The organism is Bartonella sp. DGB1, assembly GCF_041345015.1.
In the GTDB taxonomy this organism is placed as follows: Bacteria; Pseudomonadota; Alphaproteobacteria; order Rhizobiales; family Rhizobiaceae; genus DGB1.
On sequence record NZ_CP166769.1, the window covers coordinates 815,129 to 832,569 of the forward strand.

The 17,441-nt window shown below is 30.7% G+C and carries 20 protein-coding genes and 1 tRNA gene; 13 read left to right on the top strand and 8 right to left on the bottom strand.

Translation table 11 applies throughout. The annotated features are described in order from the left end of the window. Positions 1–8 precede the first annotated feature (8 nt). Entirely contained in the window at positions 9–818 is an 810-nt protein-coding gene (locus AB6T46_RS04080; protein ID WP_370930883.1) for a sulfite exporter TauE/SafE family protein, read from the bottom strand. Then, complete coding sequence (locus AB6T46_RS04085; protein ID WP_370930884.1) at positions 811–1,242, bottom strand: hypothetical protein; 432 nt, start codon at positions 1,240–1,242, stop codon at positions 811–813. Before AB6T46_RS04085 ends, AB6T46_RS04080 begins: the two co-directional genes overlap by 8 nt. A gap of 672 nt (positions 1,243–1,914) precedes the next feature. On the opposite strand from AB6T46_RS04085, the gene AB6T46_RS04090 reads away from it, so the two are divergent. From AB6T46_RS04090 to AB6T46_RS04100, 3 genes are all read left to right on the top strand, one after another. Next, a complete protein-coding gene (locus AB6T46_RS04090) occupies positions 1,915–2,628 on the top strand; it encodes a 2OG-Fe dioxygenase family protein (protein ID WP_370930885.1) in 714 nt (237 codons plus the stop codon). Beyond that, complete coding sequence (locus AB6T46_RS04095; RefSeq protein ID WP_370930886.1) at positions 2,621–3,229, top strand: fumarylacetoacetate hydrolase family protein; 609 nt, start codon at positions 2,621–2,623, stop codon at positions 3,227–3,229. Before AB6T46_RS04090 ends, AB6T46_RS04095 begins: the two co-directional genes overlap by 8 nt. A 62-nt stretch (positions 3,230–3,291) precedes the next feature. Then, a complete protein-coding gene (locus AB6T46_RS04100; RefSeq protein ID WP_370930887.1) occupies positions 3,292–3,858 on the top strand; it encodes a LysE family translocator in 567 nt (188 codons plus the stop codon). Between the two features lie 486 nt (positions 3,859–4,344). Here AB6T46_RS04100 and AB6T46_RS04105 read toward each other — a convergent pair whose 3' ends face one another. From AB6T46_RS04105 to AB6T46_RS04115, 3 genes are all read right to left on the bottom strand, one after another. Beyond that, positions 4,345–4,566, bottom strand: a complete 222-nt coding sequence (locus tag AB6T46_RS04105) for a hypothetical protein (RefSeq protein WP_370930888.1) — start codon at positions 4,564–4,566, stop codon at positions 4,345–4,347. 1,526 nt (positions 4,567–6,092) lie between these two features. Next, positions 6,093–6,263 (bottom strand): type II toxin-antitoxin system RelE/ParE family toxin, encoded by a 171-nt coding sequence (locus AB6T46_RS04110; protein ID WP_370930889.1) that lies wholly within the window; start codon positions 6,261–6,263, stop codon positions 6,093–6,095. 236 nt (positions 6,264–6,499) lie between these two features. Beyond that, positions 6,500–7,363 (bottom strand): outer membrane protein, encoded by an 864-nt coding sequence (locus AB6T46_RS04115; protein ID WP_370930890.1) that lies wholly within the window; start codon positions 7,361–7,363, stop codon positions 6,500–6,502. A gap of 175 nt (positions 7,364–7,538) precedes the next feature. Here AB6T46_RS04115 and AB6T46_RS04120 point away from each other — a divergent pair, with 175 nt between their 5' ends. The 3 genes from AB6T46_RS04120 (at position 7,539) to AB6T46_RS04130 (ending at position 8,077) form a co-directional block, all read left to right on the top strand. After that, positions 7,539–7,718 (top strand): hypothetical protein, encoded by a 180-nt coding sequence (locus AB6T46_RS04120; protein WP_370930891.1) that lies wholly within the window; start codon positions 7,539–7,541, stop codon positions 7,716–7,718. Then, positions 7,706–7,828 (top strand): hypothetical protein, encoded by a 123-nt coding sequence (locus AB6T46_RS04125; RefSeq protein WP_370930892.1) that lies wholly within the window; start codon positions 7,706–7,708, stop codon positions 7,826–7,828. Before AB6T46_RS04120 ends, AB6T46_RS04125 begins: the two co-directional genes overlap by 13 nt. Before the next feature lie 102 nt (positions 7,829–7,930). Beyond that, positions 7,931–8,077 carry a hypothetical protein gene (locus tag AB6T46_RS04130; protein ID WP_370930893.1) on the top strand — a complete coding sequence of 49 codons (147 nt, stop codon included), beginning with the start codon at positions 7,931–7,933 and terminating at the stop codon, positions 8,075–8,077. Between the two features lie 181 nt (positions 8,078–8,258). On the opposite strand, the gene AB6T46_RS04135 is transcribed toward AB6T46_RS04130, so the two are convergent. From AB6T46_RS04135 to dksA, 3 genes are all read right to left on the bottom strand, one after another. Then, positions 8,259–8,335, bottom strand: a tRNA-Arg gene (locus AB6T46_RS04135). Positions 8,336–8,392: 57 nt separating this feature from the next. Next, positions 8,393–10,351, bottom strand: a complete 1,959-nt coding sequence (locus AB6T46_RS04140) for an ATP-binding protein (protein WP_370930894.1) — start codon at positions 10,349–10,351, stop codon at positions 8,393–8,395. 10 nt (positions 10,352–10,361) lie between these two features. Beyond that, positions 10,362–10,778 carry an RNA polymerase-binding protein DksA gene (gene dksA, locus AB6T46_RS04145; RefSeq protein WP_370930895.1) on the bottom strand — a complete coding sequence of 139 codons (417 nt, stop codon included), beginning with the start codon at positions 10,776–10,778 and terminating at the stop codon, positions 10,362–10,364. Positions 10,779–10,949: 171 nt separating this feature from the next. Here dksA and rpe point away from each other — a divergent pair, with 171 nt between their 5' ends. Genes rpe through purL form a run of 7 tightly spaced genes read left to right on the top strand, consistent with a single transcriptional unit; the run spans position 10,950 to position 17,430 of the window. After that, positions 10,950–11,624: a ribulose-phosphate 3-epimerase gene (gene rpe, locus AB6T46_RS04150; RefSeq protein WP_370930896.1), complete on the top strand. Its 675-nt coding sequence runs from the start codon at positions 10,950–10,952 to the stop codon at positions 11,622–11,624. 9 nt (positions 11,625–11,633) lie between these two features. Beyond that, the gene (gene purB / locus AB6T46_RS04155) at positions 11,634–12,935 is read left to right on the top strand and encodes an adenylosuccinate lyase (RefSeq protein WP_370930897.1); all 1,302 of its coding nucleotides are present in this window, start codon (positions 11,634–11,636) and stop codon (positions 12,933–12,935) included. A gap of 43 nt (positions 12,936–12,978) precedes the next feature. Next, the gene (locus AB6T46_RS04160) at positions 12,979–13,500 is read left to right on the top strand and encodes an RBBP9/YdeN family alpha/beta hydrolase (RefSeq protein ID WP_370930898.1); all 522 of its coding nucleotides are present in this window, start codon (positions 12,979–12,981) and stop codon (positions 13,498–13,500) included. Between the two features lie 30 nt (positions 13,501–13,530). Beyond that, positions 13,531–14,304 carry a phosphoribosylaminoimidazolesuccinocarboxamide synthase gene (gene purC / locus AB6T46_RS04165; protein WP_370930899.1) on the top strand — a complete coding sequence of 258 codons (774 nt, stop codon included), beginning with the start codon at positions 13,531–13,533 and terminating at the stop codon, positions 14,302–14,304. Next, positions 14,301–14,540: a phosphoribosylformylglycinamidine synthase subunit PurS gene (purS, locus tag AB6T46_RS04170; RefSeq protein WP_370930900.1), complete on the top strand. Its 240-nt coding sequence runs from the start codon at positions 14,301–14,303 to the stop codon at positions 14,538–14,540. The genes purC and purS overlap by 4 nt, the downstream gene beginning before the upstream one ends. Positions 14,541–14,557: 17 nt before the next feature. Continuing rightward, on the top strand, positions 14,558–15,220 hold the full coding sequence (gene purQ, locus AB6T46_RS04175; protein ID WP_370930901.1) for a phosphoribosylformylglycinamidine synthase subunit PurQ: 663 nt from the start codon (positions 14,558–14,560) through the stop codon (positions 15,218–15,220). Positions 15,221–15,225: 5 nt separating this feature from the next. Next, positions 15,226–17,430 (top strand): phosphoribosylformylglycinamidine synthase subunit PurL, encoded by a 2,205-nt coding sequence (gene purL / locus AB6T46_RS04180; protein ID WP_370930902.1) that lies wholly within the window; start codon positions 15,226–15,228, stop codon positions 17,428–17,430. Positions 17,431–17,441: the final 11 nt, after the last annotated feature.

A 17,441-nucleotide genomic window follows, 5' to 3' on the forward strand; every position in this document is an offset into this window, starting at 1 on the left:
TTAACTCCCTAATTACCTACGAAATATTTCATCAATAAAGTTATCATCATCGCTCCTACAGATATATAAAGAACTTTCTTAACTATTTCTCCATTACTTTTAATTGCATGTAAGCTTCCAATATGATTTCCTAAAAAACTAGCTAATACCATAGGTATACCTATTAACCAAGCAACTTTACCAGCAATAACGAAGGCAATAAAAGCACCTATATTTGAAGCAAAATTAAAAACCTTACTAGTAGCAGAAGCCTCAAGCAAACCAAATCTATTAAAAATTGCTAATGCAATAATAAATAAACTACCGGTACCCGGGCCAAAGAAACCATCATAAAAACCCACCACGAAACACACAGAAAAAATAATAATAGGACTAGTTGTAGGAGATCTATTACTTTCTTTTAGGTGATTTTTTAATGTAGCTCCAACAAGTCCAACCGGTAAAAGCACAGCAATGATAAGTGATAATGTTTCTGCAGGTAAAATTAAAATTACTCGTGCTCCTACATATGCACCAATTATCGCTGATAATAAACCAGCAGGAACCACATTCCATATTATTGAACGATTTTTAATAAAATTCCTTATAGCTGCTAAAGTGCCAATTGTACCAACTAATTTAGCTTGCCCTAACGCAAGTTGTGGAGGAAAACCCGCAAGGATAAAAGCAGGGACAAGTATTAATCCTGCACCACCGGCTATTGAATCAATATAACCAGCAACAAATACCGCTATAATTAATAAAAATAAACTCATGATTAGATATTTAGTAATTAAACTACCCTCAACAAAAATCGAAATATCTATAAAATTAAACATGATTTTCCTTTACTATTCTTAAATGATATTCACAAATTTTAGGATTAAGTATCTGTGTACTAAGTGATTTATTAACAAGCTCAAACACTCTTAATAACCAACGATCCGTACCCTCATAACGATAAGAAAAAGAATTACTGGTATGTAATACACGTTGATTTAAAAAAGTCACTGCGTCACTAGGATTAAGAGGAATATCAATCCACAATTCTTTCTTTATAACAACAGATCGCAATTTTTCTAGTACATATTCTGCTGCTTTGGTCATTCCACTAGCATTATGCCAATCAAAGCAAGAATAATGCACACCATAATAGTTTGTAAATATAAGTACAAATCCTATTACAAAGATATTTTTAAAACTTGCAGGTTGTTTGATTTTAAATTGAGGTAATTGTAAAAATGAAATAGTTTTTCCATCCATAACTTTATTAACAATACTCTTAATGACTATATCAAATTCTTATGACACAAAATAGATTGTAAACTAATAGATATCCTAGCTTAACATTAATATATATTGATGTTAATAGATACTAATGTTAATAGATGTGGAATACTGTAATTGTGAAAGGTTTCTTTAATTATAAACTTTATATCTAATATTTTACAATTATATTAATCAACATATTCTGCGTTAAGACTCATATTACAAAGACAATGGCACAAATAATTTTATTAAAAAAATACACGCTATAAAATTTAACGAGAATGTTCAATTTTGTAAGAATCTAGCTTATTAAACTTAAGCAATTATCTCTCGATTTGCTTGGCTTGATGTTTCTGCTACTAATAAGGTTTTTAACTTTGCTTCAAATATTGATGCTTTTATTGACTTCCTTATTGATAGTAAAGTAACTTAACGTAAATTATATCCGCAGCGCTTTATAAAGCTAATCACATAGAAGTTCAATAACATACTCATTAATCATCTTAAACACCTCTATAACTACGATTAACAAGTGCTTATCTTTACAGCTCCGTTTCATATCATTTTATAAAATATTAACCAAAATAATACCGCAAAGCCTCGCCAGTTGACATTAAACAGCCCAACTGTTAACATGCCACTGTCAAACATATCATAGAGAATATTATGTTTAAAAAGACAAACGTTTTACTTGATAAATTAAAAACAAAAAAAATCATTTATACACCATCAAGTGAAATGATGATCCGCTTCAATAAAAAGGAACGTTTGAAGCCCTTTAAAAAGAATTGGTATCAATTTTCACCTACCCCATATATACAAAAAAATATCTCATACCGTGAAAGAAAATTTGGACAATTTGTTGTAAGTGTCTGCCGTCAAGAGATAATGTCTGTTACGGATAGTATTTTTTTTCAAACTTTAAAAATAAATAGTTATATTAAGGAGTTTAATACGATTTTACCGAAGATAAACACACAAACCTCTATCAATAACCTTCTGCATAATATTATATTACCAGTACTTAATATAATCGTAACCTATAAACAAAAAGCGTATTTTCTTTGTGATGCTTTTATTCATAAAATCCGACTTATTGCAAATATCCTCCTAAATGGACATACGACACATAAAGAAATCCAACTAGACAGACATACCATTATAAGCAGGCATCTCATAGAACGAAAAAATATAAAAGATGATATTTCATACATATATGAGCATAATAAAAACAAAGTATATGAAAATATATTACTCTACGTTAAAGATTTCTGCAAAAAAAAGACAAGAGAGTTTTACATAAATATTAGAGACGATATCATTTTAACTCTAATATCTTATTTATATAAAAATAAAATGAAAGTGTCATACCATGATTAAAAATATCTATTGTATCGGAAGAAACTACAGTGCTCATGCGGCAGAACTTGGCAATAAAGTTGAATCACAACCTGTGATCTTTAGTAAGCCAATAACTTCGCTTGCACGAGAAAACATTATCCACCTCCCTAGCTTTTCCAATGACATCCACTTTGAAACAGAGCTTGTTGTACGAATTTCTAAACACGCCTATAAGATACGTACTGAAGAAGCAATGCACACTTATGATGCCTTTGCTATTGGTCTTGATTTAACTGCACGAGACGTACAAACACATCTGAAAGAGCGTAAATTGCCGTGGCTTTTATCAAAAGGATTTAAAGACTCTGCTTATATTTCTCATTTTGTTGGAAAGGAAAAGCTTCCGCAAAACATAAATTTTGAAATGAAATTAAACGGTAGCACAAAGCAAATTGGAAATACTGAAAAAATGATCTTTAGTATTGATGAAATCATCTCTTTTTTAAGCAACTACATAGAACTTATTCCAGGTGATGTTATTTTTACCGGCACGCCCGAAGGAGTAGGATCGCTTGCAAAAGGCGATAAAATAGAGCTCTATATGGAACATGACATTATCGCAAAGTTAGATATTCTATGAGCAGTCCATTATTTATTTTCTTTATTACGTCCCTGTTCTTAGTGATATCACCGGGTCCTAACATGGCTCTCATTATTGATAATGCCACGCGATTAGGTAGAAAAAATGCTCTTGCTAACGTTGCGGGCTTATGCACTGCGACCTATTGTCATGGAGCTTTTTCTATTTTAGGCGTTTCCGCAATTATATTTCACAATCAGTCACTGTTTAATACCGTCAAAATGCTAGGTGCCCTTTATTTATTTTATATGGGAATTAAAGCTGTGAAAGCCGGCTTTGACGGTATAAAAATACAGCAAAACTTTACTACAACTAACCAAATCAATAAAAATCAGACCAAACTAATGGTAAGTTATCGCAATGGATTTTTAACACAAATTTTAAATCCGAAAGTATCATTGTTTTATATCGCTGCATTTCCTAAATTCTTATCTTATAATGTAACCATCGCCAAAGGATTTTCACTTGTGACTATTCACTCCTTTAATATTTTTACTTGGTTTACTTTAATGACATTATTTATATCATTTGCTAATAAAACTTTAAATAAAGCCCATATCCGTGGATATATCAATATAGCAACGGGTCTAGTGCTTACCCTTTTTGCTTTATTTATATTGATTGGATAATCGTTCCAAATTTTACTAGGTAACAAACTCCTACTTCTAGGCAGAACTTATTTTCTAATCCAATATAACAAACCATGTTACTTTTATTAATTTTTTATGAAAATATGGTACACCCAAAGGCAGATTTACAACCTTTTTTAAGGTGCTACAATGGTATTTGGAATATCTTAAAGTTATCTCCTTATAGAATTACTCGCCATTGCATTTTCAATTACATCCTTTTGGTTAATTATCTATATAGCTATAACAAAATATAAATCTTTAAAATTAGAAAAAGCTAACTTATTAAAAGTAACTCTTACAAAACCAATGAACCTGATTGATAAGAAAAGGTATAGCTTTAATTGTGATTTAAAGAATTTAAGTAAATTTAACTTTAATAAATGTCAAATCAGTAACTAATTCAACTATTAAACAGAATCTTAAAGTAACTGATTTTACTTGAAATGCAAATGAACCTTCTTTTACTAAATTAACCAAAGCGACCTAAAAACAATTAGATGTTATACACCAACAATCCACTATAAAACCATTCCCTTTAGGATTTTCTTTTAAAGTACCAGAAGATGGATTATCAAAGGCTACTATTAAATTAACATTTACATATCGATTAAGTACAGATGTATTAAATGAACCAGCATGTGAGCGTAAATACATTATAACAAAAAGACTAACTACCGAGTAAATATTATAATAATTTATTAGCATCAGTCTTTATCCTTTTTCAATATCAGGTAACAAAAACAAGCTAATAAAATTACTCTGTCTAATATCACTAAAGAAAAAATAAACTGAGCCATATTAGGCACGAAAACTAACCAAAAATAACTTAATTGGTTATCTGCTTGAAATTGCATATATCTAAGCACAATAGCAACACTAAAGAAAAAAGGTGTATAGACATAAAAAATAAGCCTATAGACGGTGATACAGCTTTAATCAGTTCTTTTGTAGTTAATTCTGACATGTCTATCCTTATTTATTTAATAATACTATTGGCGTTACTTTATCCAATTGCTGATTGAATTTAAACCTACATTAATTCAACCTTGAGTTGTATTTTCTAATATAACCATTCTATTGCGGATGCGTTAATTTATAAAAAGCGTTAGATGTTACTTACCCTTCGATAACTGCAAATATTTTTTTAGCTATTTTATGGGCAGGAATTCTTTCACCTGACAAATAAAACTAAATAGATGCAATGACAACGACAATCCTTCAAGCAAACTGTCAACTAATTTTAGTTTTTTCTAAATATATTTTTAAGGTAATCATAAAAACATTATCACCAATCAGGTTAAATAACTCATAAACTACAAGAATTGACCACTATTCTAGTTCAAAAAAGAAAACAAAAAGTTCAGAAGATAAAAAAAATAGAATAGATAAAGAAATTAAGCCGAACACCTAATAAATACAGGAGGATAATCTTAATTTACAATTATACAGTTTGTTATGCGTCTTAGCTAATAAGGCTAAAGATAAATTATGAGGTAAGAGATTATTAAAAAAATACCAATGTAGGTTTTAATAAAGTAACTTATAAGATAGCTAAGAAAGGATAAGAGCTAATAACACTATAATACATATAATGCTAAAAGAATTATTGATTAAAATGAGATACGCCACATCTGAAAAAACTAGGATTTACCCCTGCAGAGCTGAAAAGCAGGTAAAATTATAAAGAACTTATAGATATTGTAATTGATGAGATTATATTTATAGAATACAACATATTTAACATTTACTAATACCGGAATCTATGTAAAATTATTATCTAAAGAAGAAAAAATAAGCAATAGAAAAAGATATAACTACTATAAGCTAGTTTAAAATATATACTAGTTTAATAATACACAAGTGATGCACGCACAGAATATTGACTCACATCACTTTGCTATCATATTCCAATGTTAATTTAATTAGAATGAAAATCAGTGTCGAAACGATTCATACATTATGTAAATTTTTAAATTGTCCAGATGAAACCGCATCAAGTGCACACCATAGTGCCAGAGCTAGATGGGTGTCAGGTAAAAATTTAGCTAAACGTAAAACTGTGTCCAAGGTCATAGGCGTTGTTTGATGTATTAATTTTCTATACGAGAATGCAGTACTTTAATCTGCAGCGCTAGTTAGATAACAGATAGATTTAACAGTATAATAAATTCTTCTTTGATATTTCACCCGGATGAAATACAACAGCAAGCATGTAAGTCATGGTGTTCTCCTTAATGATAATCAATTATTTCAACTAATTCAGCATGTCCTGCGTTCCACAAAAAATAAATTCTATATTTATTATTAATTCTTATAGAATATTGTCCTTTGCGGCTATCTTTAAGTGCTTCTACTCTATTAAAGAGGAGCACACGTAAATCATCTAAACAAGCAAGCGACATAAGCAAAAAGTTTTCTTTAAGTTATAGTGTGTAATGCTGCGGGGAATTTTCTATATTTACCGTTTTTAAATAAATATTCTGCAATATCATTTTTAAATGACTTTATAATATTGTTGTATTCTCTTTTGTACCAATATGATGCACCATATCAAGCCTAATAAATTATACCCTTAAAATAAAGACAAAAACCCTATAAAAAAATTATAGGGGTTTTTAAAGATTCTATATAAATAGTCTTAGAAATGATACCCTAAACCCAAACGGATATCATGACTACTAAGATTATCTAAGCCATAAGTTATAATCAGATCTTGTGTTAGTAAGATGTCCTTTGTTAAAACTTCTAACTTAGAATCTATTTTTTTCTTTTGATCAGAAATAATATTATTATAACGATATTCCGCTCGTACAATTAAACCTTGATCAGTTTTATATTCAACTCCAGTACCTAATGTGTAACCAATGTACAAATTATCATCACCTTCAATTTTGATTTGTAAGTTAATTTTACTAGAAGCATTTAGATCTCCAGGTAGCATATCAGCATACTCTCTCATGTCCTTATTAGGTAAATCGTATATTACATTAATCCCACCAGCAATATAAGGTAAAAACTTTCCTAAATTTAATCCAAGGCGCGCACGCAAGGCTCCAGTTAAATAACGATTTAAAGGTAATTCTATAGGTCTAATATTAGATTCAGGCGTAATATCAGGGTGAGAGTATTTTCTATAATGCATATCCTCAGCATTTAATTTAAAGGATAAATCTATTTCAGCACCAAAAATTAAACTATTGTTAGCTGCTTGATTATAACCAGCGAAGAAACCTGCTAAATAAGAAGATTTATTAATTGAATTATAATTTTGCTTACCTAAATCTTCAGTATATTCCATTAGTGTTATTATTATATCTGCCCAAGGATTCCTATATTGATTTTGAGTAAAAGAATATTGTAGACCCGCATAAGCACCAGACCAATTATTATCTAAAACTTTACTATTAGGTGCACGATTTAACTTTGTTAAGTCAGCTGCATAAACATGGTATATTGAAAAAACTGAACTGAGTAAAAGATAGGGCAAATATTTAAGTTTCATTATAACCTCATATAGTAAATAAGCAACCAATCAAAGATAAACTTGTATTAAAGTGACGTGATATCGGTTTATATAGAAAGAATAAATTTTAAAACTATAGTATTAAAATTTATTTATTTTATTTTTTATTAAAAATAGAATTTACAGACTCTGTAAATTTTTAAATCCTTAAGTTATGATTCATGGCGATAAAACCGCATTAAAACAAAGCATGAAAAAATATTTATATATTGCTAAAGCGGTTATAACCGCTTATTCTGTTGCCTTAGCTAAAACCTTTAAATTAAGACAGCGAGACCAACAAAATAAGCAAGATAAAGAAATATTAAAATCGATTGCTATATGTCAAAGGTAGAAAATGACATTAATAAGAAATCTGATGCTAATATCCGTGACGATTTGCCTAAGTGGGTAACCGTTAATGACAATACCAAATATAATTGTATTTTATTTGCTCCTATTTAGAATATAAAGATTTAAATGTCATAAGACCACAATTAGCTAAACAATTATTAAGACATAACGAAACTAGCACTAAAAGTTTGTACGTGGTGGTAAAGGTATAAAATGATATATAAAAAGGAAAGAAGACCATTAACAGCACAAGAAAAACAGATGCTAAGAGAATTAGCTAGTGCTTATACTACATTTAAAACTTTATCACACTGGTTTAAGTGGATTATCTTCACAATCTTGACTATTATAGAAGGTTAAATATTTTTAACAGCTATAGATAATATCTTTAAATAGGTAAAAAATTATTTAGCAGGGATAAGATTTTCAGATTATTTCGTATGCTTTCAAGTACATTAAATTTAAAAGGTTGTATAAAAGGTAGCATTATAATCTTAAATCTGCTACAAATCGTTGACTTTACTAGGTTTTATGGAGAATATGGTGCACTCGACAGGATTTGAACCTGTGACCTTTGCCTTCGGAGGGCAACGCTCTATCCAACTGAGCTACGAGTGCGTGATATCCTTTTATCAAATAAAATTTTGAAAAACCAGATAAAAATCTAACAAAATATTATTTATTATCTAATATTTGCTTCACACAAGTCGCTATCTCTTTTAATGAAAAAGGTTTGGGTAAAAAAGTAAATTTCATATCTTTAGGTAAATTTTTTGCAAAAACATCTTCTGCATAACCAGATACAAAAATAAAAGGTACATTAATATTTAATTTTTGCACTTCGTTTAATAAAGTAGCACCATCCATTTCTGGCATTACTACATCAGAAATAATAAGATCAACTGAGTTATTATTTCTCAAAATTTCTAACGCTTCAGCTCCTGATCTAGCCTCTAATAAATTATAACCTCTAGACTTTAAAATCCTAACCGCACCCATTCTTACGGTATCCTCATCTTCTGCATATAATATAGTTGCAGAACCAGAAAGGTCAGAGATCGTTTTTTCTGGTAATGTTTTTTTATTGTCTAGAAAATCATCTAACTGTGGTATATAACGAGGTAAGAATATTTTAAATATAGTTCCAACATTCTCTTGACTATTACATATTAAATACCCTCCCATTTGTTTAATAATCCCATAAGCCATAGATAAACCTAGCCCTGTACCTTTTCCAACTTCTTTAGTAGTAAAGAAAGGATCAAATACCTTACTTAGTATTTTCTCACTCATGCCATTACCAGTATCTTCTACCTCCAATAAAACATAATCATTGACCTTTATACCTAAAGGGGAAAATTTTTCTGCTTCTGTAGCAATTATATTTTTAGTGCGAATAGTAATAGTGCCTCCATTTGGCATAGCATCTACAGAATTAACCACTAAATTTACCAATACCCTACTAAATTCATCAACATCAACTTTTACTGGCCATAAATTACGACCATATTCAATTTGTAAATTAATATCTAAATTAACATATCTAGATAACATTAATCGCCAATCAGCTAAAATATTAGTTAAATCTATTATTTCAGGTCGTAAAGTTTGCCTACGAGAAAAAGCAAGCAATTGCCTTACTAAAGAAGCTGCTCTACTAGCATTTTGTTTGATATTAATTAAATCTAGAAAAGAAGAATCTGAACGTCGATGTTTACTTAACAACATATCAGTAGACATTATTATAGAGGTTAGAACATTATTAAAATCATGTGCTATTCCTCCAGCAAGTTGACCAACAGCTTGCATTTTTTGACTTTCCATAGCATTTTCTTCTAATATCTTCTGCGAGGTAATTTCAATAAACGACAGCAGAATGACCCGCTCTTCATTATTTTTCCATTGTGTTATATCCTGCTTTGGTAACACAACAAAGTAACAATGCAAATAACGTTTGATATTATTATTTATAACAATATCCAGCAAATCTGTTGAACCTATAGTTAAACTATTAAATATTTTATTAAATTTTTCAAAATCTTCGGAAGATAAAAATTTTCTTAATTCACTCTGAGAAACAATCGAACCAAATAATGATTTAAAAGCTTCATTATTATCTAAAATTTGACCATTAGAAGAGAAAACAGCAAATGCTAAAGGTAATTTTTCTAATAAACTCTGTGGTGATATTTTTTTATAATCTGCCTCTATATTTGAAAATTGCCATAAAAAATTTTGTTTATTTTTAAAATTAAACAGCTTAACTTCTACTAATAATGAATTATCAAAATTTAACTCATCTTTTATTAAAGATACTAAATTAGTTTGCGGTTCAAAGATAAAAGTTGCCTCTCCTTTATCTTGAGCCTGTTTTTGTAAATCAAATAATTTATTAAATATGTCTAATTCATTAATAAAAATATCTCCTAATTGTGGAGATATTACATTAGGTAAAATCTTATTAATTAACTTTTGAAAATATATATTTGAATAAATAATTTCTGCTTTATTATTAGTTAAGCAAATTAATTTATTATGTGCATTTAAATAATCTAACGCAAACTGACATTCATCTTTTGCTGATAAATTAGTTAAAAAGACTTTTATTTTATTAACCCAACTGGTTATAAACATCCATTACTCATTAATCATCTATATATACTTTTTCTTGTTGTTCGTGTTTTTCTTGTGCCGCAAGAGATAAAGTAGCTACAGGTCTTGCATCTAACCTTTTAAACCCTATTGGCTCGCCAGTCTCTTCACAATATCCATATGTACCATTTTCAATACGCTCTAACGCAGCATCAATTTTAGCTATCAATTTACGTTGTCTATCTCTTGAACGCAATTCAATTGCCCTATCCATTTCAGATGAAGCCCTATCAACCATATCAGAATGTTTAGTATTTTCTTTCTGTAAGTTAGAAATTGTAGATTGTATCTCACTCAATATTTCTTTTCGCCAATTTAATAATTTTCTTTTAAAATATGACGTTTGTTCTTCATTCATAAAATCTTCATCTTTATCAATGACATCTGTTAAATCTACCTTATTAGTCATATCGCACCTAAACTATATTATATCCCAAACTTATTTATATATTCTTGTAATATAAATTAATTCAATTTTCTAGCCTTAATTGTTTATAAAATATTTTATAAACATAATATAAATTTGAATTTTATTGATGAATGTGTTATTGTTTACCTTTAATTGGAACTATGTTTATAAATGTCTCAATCTATTATTATTGCACCTTCTATTTTATCTGCTGATTTTTCTCGTTTAGGTCAACAGGTCATAGATGTCGTTGATGCTGGAGCAGACTGGATACATATAGATGTTATGGATGGACAGTTCGTACCCAATATTACCATGGGTGCTAATATTGTTAGCAGTTTGCGTCCACTTACACCTGCTATCTTCGATGTACATTTAATGATAAATAATTACGAAAATCAAATAGATAACTTTGCTAAAGCTGGCGCTGATTTAATAACTATTCATGTAGAATCAGGTCCACATTTAAATCGTGGTATACAACAAATAAAAAATCATGGTATAAAAGCAGGTATTGCTTTAAACCCTGCAACCCCTATTGAACATCTAGAATATATATTAGATGATATAGATATGATCTTGTTAATGAGCGTTAACCCGGGTTTTGGTGGACAAAAATTTATACCTCAAACTATAGACAAAATTAAAAAAACCCGTGAAATAATCAAAGATCGTCCTATCGATATTCAAATTGATGGTGGAGTTAATGATGAAACAATTGCTCAAATAGCTGCCGCAGGTGCGAATGTATTTGTAGCTGGCTCTCACATATACAACAAACCAACCTCTGAATATCGCAACATCATTAACAACTTACGCCATCTTGCTCAACAATCATATAAATAGGTTAAATAAATGGTTCCACGTTATTCTAGACCCGCAATGACCAAAATATGGTCTGAAGATAATAAATTTAAAATCTGGTTTGAAATAGAGGCTCATGCTGCTACAGCCCTAGCTGAACTCGGTATTATACCTAAAGAAGCAGCTGAAAATATCTGGGAAAAAGGTAAAAATGCTGTTTTTGACATTAATAAAATTAATGAAATTGAACAAGTAACCAAACATGATGTTATTGCCTTTTTAACTCATTTAGCTGAATTTATAGGAGAGGATTCGAGATTTATACATCAAGGTATGACATCCTCAGATATATTAGATACATGTTTAAATGTACAATTAATGCAAGCAAGTGATTTGTTGTTAGCAGATCTTGATAGTTTATTAGAGAGTTTAAAAAAACGCGCCTTTGAATTTAAAGATACTATAACAATTGGTAGAAGTCACGGTATCCATGCTGAACCCACAACTTTTGGCTTAAAATTAGCTCAGGCTTATGCAGAATTTCAACGTTGCAGAGATAGATTATTATCTGCTAAAAAAGAAATATCAACTTGTGCTATTTCGGGTGCTGTAGGAACCTTTGCTAATGTTAGCCCTAAAGTAGAAGAATATGTCGCCAAGCAATTAGGCATAACCCCTGAGCCTATTTCCACACAAATTATTCCTCGAGACCGTCACGCTATGTTTTTTGCAACATTAGGTGTTATTGCCTCTTCAGTTGAACGACTAGCAATAGAAATTAGACATTTACAACGCACAGAGGTATTAGAAGTAGAGGAATTTTTCTCCCCTGGTCAAAAAGGCTCATCTGCTATGCCACATAAACGTAATCCTGTGCTAACTGAAAATCTTACTGGTTTGGCTCGTGTTATACGTGGTTTTACCTTACCTGCTTTAGAAAATGTTGCTTTATGGCATGAAAGAGATATCTCTCATTCATCAGTAGAACGATTCATAGCGCCAGATGCAACTATCACTCTTGATTTTGCCCTAGTTAGACTTACTAACGTAATAGATAATTTAATTGTATACCCTGAAAATATGGAAAAGAATTTAAATCGTTTTCGTGGTCTAATCTATTCACAACGAGTATTATTAGCATTAACACAAGCTGGTCTTAGTCGTGAAGATTCTTATCGCTTAACTCAACGTAATGCAATGAAAGTTTGGCAAGAAGGCAAAAATTTCTTAGATGAATTACTCGCAGATAAAGAAATACGCGCTGTATTAACAGAAGAAGAAATAAAAGAAAAATTTGATTTATCCTATCATACTAAAAATGTTAATTATATATTCAACCGAATATTTGGATAATTTATCCTTTTATTAAACTATGACCGGTTAAAGGAAAAATTAAATGAAGGTAAAAGAAGTAGATGTCTTAATAATAGCTCCTACATATGATATCAACAGCAATATACAACCTTGGTATTTAAGATGGTCAGAAAAATTATCTCAAGCTACATTAGTAACAGATAAAAATAATAATTTTGAAAATTGGCAAAATAAAATAATTGCTGCTATAGAATCTTCAACTAAACCGCTCGTAATTATCGCTTATTCCTTAGGTATAACCGCCTTTTTTCTAGCGGCCACTAAAAGCACTAAACCTATAGCTGGGGCATTTTTTGTCTCACCTATTCAAGATGACAAAATAAATGATATAAAATTACCAACTAATAAATTACCTTATCCTTCTGTATTGATAGCTAGTAATAATGCTAAAAATTGCTCTCTTGAATATGCTAAATCCTTAGCATCTAGTTGGCATTCATTATTTTTAGACTGTGGTGCAGCAGGAGATATCAACGCATTAAGTGGATATGGACCGTGGCCTGAAGGCTTTATGGTTTTCTCTAAATTTTTATCTAAATTATAACAACTGATTAAAGTTATTAGGATAGTAAATATGACAAAAAAACGCCGTATATATGAAGGAAAAGCTAAAATCTTATATGAAAGCTCTGAGCCAAATACGCTTATACAATTTTTTAAAGATGATGCTACAGCTTTTAATGCTCAAAAAAGAGAAGTAATAGACGGTAAAGGGGTACTAAATAATCGTATCTCTGAATATATCTTTCAAAAATTAAGCTATATTGGGATTCCAACACATTTTATTAAACGTTTAAATATGCGAGAACAATTAATCTCTTTAGTCGAAATAATTCCGTTAGAAGTTGTAGTTCGCAATATTGCTGCTGGTTCTTTAGTTTCTAGGCTAGGTTTAGAAGAAGGCACTCCCCTGCCAAGATCTATAATAGAATTTTACTATAAAGCTGATCATTTAAATGATCCTTTAGTTACAGATGAACATATTACCGCTTTAGGCTGGGCTACGCCGCAAGAATTAGATGATATTATTTCTTTAGCTATGAGAATAAATGATTTTTTAACAGGTATGTTTTTAGCTGTAGATATTAAATTAGTAGATTTTAAAATGGAATTTGGTAGATATTGGAATAATGATTTAATGAGAATTATTTTAGCAGATGAAATATCTCCTGATTCATGCCGTCTTTGGGATCTACATACTAATGAAAGTTTAGATAAAGATCGTTTTAGAAAAGATCTCGGTGGTTTAGTTTCTGCATATCAAGAAGTAGCTCGTCGTTTAGGTATTTTAACTAATCATAAAACTGGTGCTTTTACACCTGTTAATAATCAAGAGGAAAAGTCATGATAAAAGCTCGTATTATTACTACCTTAAAAAAAGGAGTTTTAGATCCGCAGGGGCAAGCTATAAAAAATTCTTTAAATTCACTAGGTTTTAATAAAATAGATTATATTACCCAAGGTAAAGTTTTTGATATATCTTTAGATGAAGACTGCCCTGATAAAGCTAAAGAAATTTTACATTCTATTTGTGAAACTTTACTAGTTAACAATGTGATTGAAGATTATTCAATTGAGCTATAACAATAGGATTAAATAAAATGAAAACGGCTATTGTCATCTTCCCTGGTCTAAATCGTGACCGTGATATGATCTATGCAATAAAAAAAGTTTCTGGTCAAGAACCTATTAAATTATGGCAAACAGATACTTATATACCTTCGGTTGATAATATTATCATTCCTGGAGGTTTTTCATTTGGTGACTATTTACGTTGTGGTGCAATAGCTGCACGCTCTCCACTAATGCGCGAAATAATAGCAAAAGCTAAACAAGGGGTGAGAATTCTAGGTGTATGTAATGGCTTTCAAATTTTAGTAGAAGCTGGTTTACTACCAGGTGCTTTAATGCGGAATAAATCCTTAAATTTTATCTGTCGTAAAGCGGGTATAAAAGTCTCTAATGCAAACACTATTTTCACACGCCACTATTCAGATAATCAAGAAATTGAACTACCTATTGCTCATCATGATGGTAATTATTTTGCTAATCCAGATCAGTTAAAAAGATTAGAGGATGAAAATTTAATTGCTTTCCGTTATCTATCTCATGATAATCCAAATGGCTCTATTAACGATATAGCTGGTATAATTAATAAACAAGGTAATATATTAGGTATGATGCCACATCCTGAAAATTTTATTGAAGCGGAACATTCTGGTACTGATGGTTTAGCATTATTTACCTCACTTTTACAGGAGTAATCATTTTGTCGAATAATATTATAATAACACCAGAAATTATTGCACAACATGGAATAAGTCAGAGTGAATATGAAATTATTTTAAATTTATTAGACAGAGAACCTACCTATACTGAATTAGGTATTTTTTCTGCTATGTGGAATGAACATTGCTCTTATAAATCCTCTAAAAAATTTCTTAAAACTCTACCTACTTCTGGAGAAAGAGTTATCCAAGGTCCTGGAGAAAATGCTGGGGTAGTAGATATTGATGACGGTGATTGTGTTATTTTCAAAATGGAAAGCCATAACCATCCTTCTTTTATTGAACCCTATCAGGGTGCTGCTACTGGTGTAGGTGGAATTTTACGCGATATTTTTACTATGGGCGCACGTCCAATTGCAAGTATGAATGCCTTACGCTTTGGTGATATTTACAATGAGAAAACTAAACATCTAGTTAGTGGTGTTGTAGCAGGTATAGGCGGTTATAGTAATTCTTTTGGAGTTCCAACAGTTGGCGGAGAAGTTAATTTTTCTTCTTGTTATAATGGAAATATTTTAGTTAATGCTTTTGCCGCTGGTGTAGCTAAGCAAAATAAAATATTTTACTCCAAAGCAAAAGGTGTTGGTTTACCAGTAGTCTATCTAGGTGCTAAAACCGGTCGTGATGGCGTTGGCGGGGCAACAATGGCGTCCGCGGAATTTGATGAAACGATCGAAGAAAAAAGACCTACCGTGCAAGTTGGTGATCCTTTTACTGAGAAAAAATTATTAGAAGCATGTTTAGAATTAATGCAAACTGGTGCCGTTATTGCTATTCAAGATATGGGTGCTGCTGGTTTAACCTGTTCAGCTGTCGAAATGGGTGCTAAAGGTGATTTAGGTATAATTTTAGATTTAGATAAAGTACCTACCCGCGAAGAAAATATGACGGCCTATGAAATAATGCTATCAGAAAGTCAAGAAAGAATGCTGATGGTTTTATGTCCTGAAAAACAATCAGAAGCAGAAAAAATCTTCAATAAATGGGAACTAGATTTTGCTATCATCGGTACAACTACTGATGATCTACGTTTTAGGATATATCAAAATAATCAAGAAGTAGCTAATTTACCTATTAAAGAATTAGGTGATAAAGCTCCAGAATATGATCGACCTTATGTAGCTCCGGTAGTAGACAAAGAATTAACTTTAGACGAAACACCAGAGTTACCTAATTTAGACAAAATAATATTAAATATATTAAATTCCCCTAACCACAGTTCTAGAAAATGGGTCTACGAACAATATGATACTTTTATTCAAGGTAATAGTTTAATAAGACCAGGTGGAGATGCTGGTGTAGTTAGAATAGAAGGAAGCACTAAAAAAGCACTCGCTTTTTCTTCTGATGTTACCCCTAGATATTGTAAAGCCGATCCATATGAAGGTGGAAAACAAGCAGTAGCTGAATGCTGGAGAAACCTATGTGCTACTGGCGCTCTACCCTTAGCAGCTACAGATAATCTTAATTTTGGTAATCCAGAAAAACCGGAAATTATGGGAGAATTTGTGTATAGCATTAAGGGTATTAGTGAAGCCTGCAAAAAGCTAAATTTCCCTATAGTCTCTGGTAATGTTTCCTTATATAATGAAACATTAGGGCAAGCAATCGATCCTACTCCTACAATTGCTGGAGTTGGTCTATTAAAAAATTACCAAAATATGTTACAAATATCTACGATGAAACCAGGAGATCATATCCTGTTGGTAGGTGGCTATGGTAAATATCTTGGACAATCAGTTTATGCTACAGAGATATTAAACATTAAGCATGGATCCCCTCCTAAAGTTGATCTAGAAAAAGAAAAATTAAATGGTGATTTTATTCTTAATCTAGCAGAAAAAAAACTTATTTCAGCTTGTCATGATATATCAGATGGAGGCCTAGCTATCGCTATGGCAGAAATGTGCATTACCTCAAAGTTAGGGGCGCAGCTCAATAATATTAAAGATTACCCTGTCCACGCCTTCTTATTTGGAGAAGATCAAGGTAGATATTTATTAACGGCTTCTGACAGTAACTTAGAAGTTATTTTGCAAGAAGCAAAAAAATCAGATATACTAATAGATAATATTGGTTCTGTAGTAAGTGAATCATTTTCACTGAATGAATATTTTTCAATAACTATTGAAAGCTTAACAAAAGCCTATGAACAATGGTTCCCTAACTATATGAGCAAAAAATAAAGGACTGATCA

Excerpts from the sequence above, each read along its gene's own strand:
- AB6T46_RS04080 (WP_370930883.1), bottom strand. The coding sequence starts at position 818 with ATGTTTAATTTTATAGATATTTCGATTTTTGTTGAGGGTAGTTTAATT.
- AB6T46_RS04085 (WP_370930884.1), bottom strand. The coding sequence starts at position 1,242 with ATGGATGGAAAAACTATTTCATTTTTACAATTACCTCAATTTAAAATC.
- AB6T46_RS04090 (WP_370930885.1), top strand. The coding sequence starts at position 1,915 with ATGTTTAAAAAGACAAACGTTTTACTTGATAAATTAAAAACAAAAAAA.
- AB6T46_RS04095 (WP_370930886.1), top strand. The coding sequence starts at position 2,621 with ATGATTAAAAATATCTATTGTATCGGAAGAAACTACAGTGCTCATGCG.
- AB6T46_RS04100 (WP_370930887.1), top strand. The coding sequence starts at position 3,292 with ATGGCTCTCATTATTGATAATGCCACGCGATTAGGTAGAAAAAATGCT.
- AB6T46_RS04105 (WP_370930888.1), bottom strand. The coding sequence starts at position 4,566 with ATGCTAATAAATTATTATAATATTTACTCGGTAGTTAGTCTTTTTGTT.
- AB6T46_RS04110 (WP_370930889.1), bottom strand. The coding sequence starts at position 6,263 with ATGTCGCTTGCTTGTTTAGATGATTTACGTGTGCTCCTCTTTAATAGA.
- AB6T46_RS04115 (WP_370930890.1), bottom strand. The coding sequence starts at position 7,363 with ATGAAACTTAAATATTTGCCCTATCTTTTACTCAGTTCAGTTTTTTCA.
- AB6T46_RS04120 (WP_370930891.1), top strand. The coding sequence starts at position 7,539 with ATGATTCATGGCGATAAAACCGCATTAAAACAAAGCATGAAAAAATAT.
- AB6T46_RS04125 (WP_370930892.1), top strand. The coding sequence starts at position 7,706 with ATGTCAAAGGTAGAAAATGACATTAATAAGAAATCTGATGCTAATATC.
- AB6T46_RS04130 (WP_370930893.1), top strand. The coding sequence starts at position 7,931 with ATGATATATAAAAAGGAAAGAAGACCATTAACAGCACAAGAAAAACAG.
- AB6T46_RS04140 (WP_370930894.1), bottom strand. The coding sequence starts at position 10,351 with ATGTTTATAACCAGTTGGGTTAATAAAATAAAAGTCTTTTTAACTAAT.
- dksA (WP_370930895.1), bottom strand. The coding sequence starts at position 10,778 with ATGACTAATAAGGTAGATTTAACAGATGTCATTGATAAAGATGAAGAT.
- rpe (WP_370930896.1), top strand. The coding sequence starts at position 10,950 with ATGTCTCAATCTATTATTATTGCACCTTCTATTTTATCTGCTGATTTT.
- purB (WP_370930897.1), top strand. The coding sequence starts at position 11,634 with ATGGTTCCACGTTATTCTAGACCCGCAATGACCAAAATATGGTCTGAA.
- AB6T46_RS04160 (WP_370930898.1), top strand. The coding sequence starts at position 12,979 with ATGAAGGTAAAAGAAGTAGATGTCTTAATAATAGCTCCTACATATGAT.
- purC (WP_370930899.1), top strand. The coding sequence starts at position 13,531 with ATGACAAAAAAACGCCGTATATATGAAGGAAAAGCTAAAATCTTATAT.
- purS (WP_370930900.1), top strand. The coding sequence starts at position 14,301 with ATGATAAAAGCTCGTATTATTACTACCTTAAAAAAAGGAGTTTTAGAT.
- purQ (WP_370930901.1), top strand. The coding sequence starts at position 14,558 with ATGAAAACGGCTATTGTCATCTTCCCTGGTCTAAATCGTGACCGTGAT.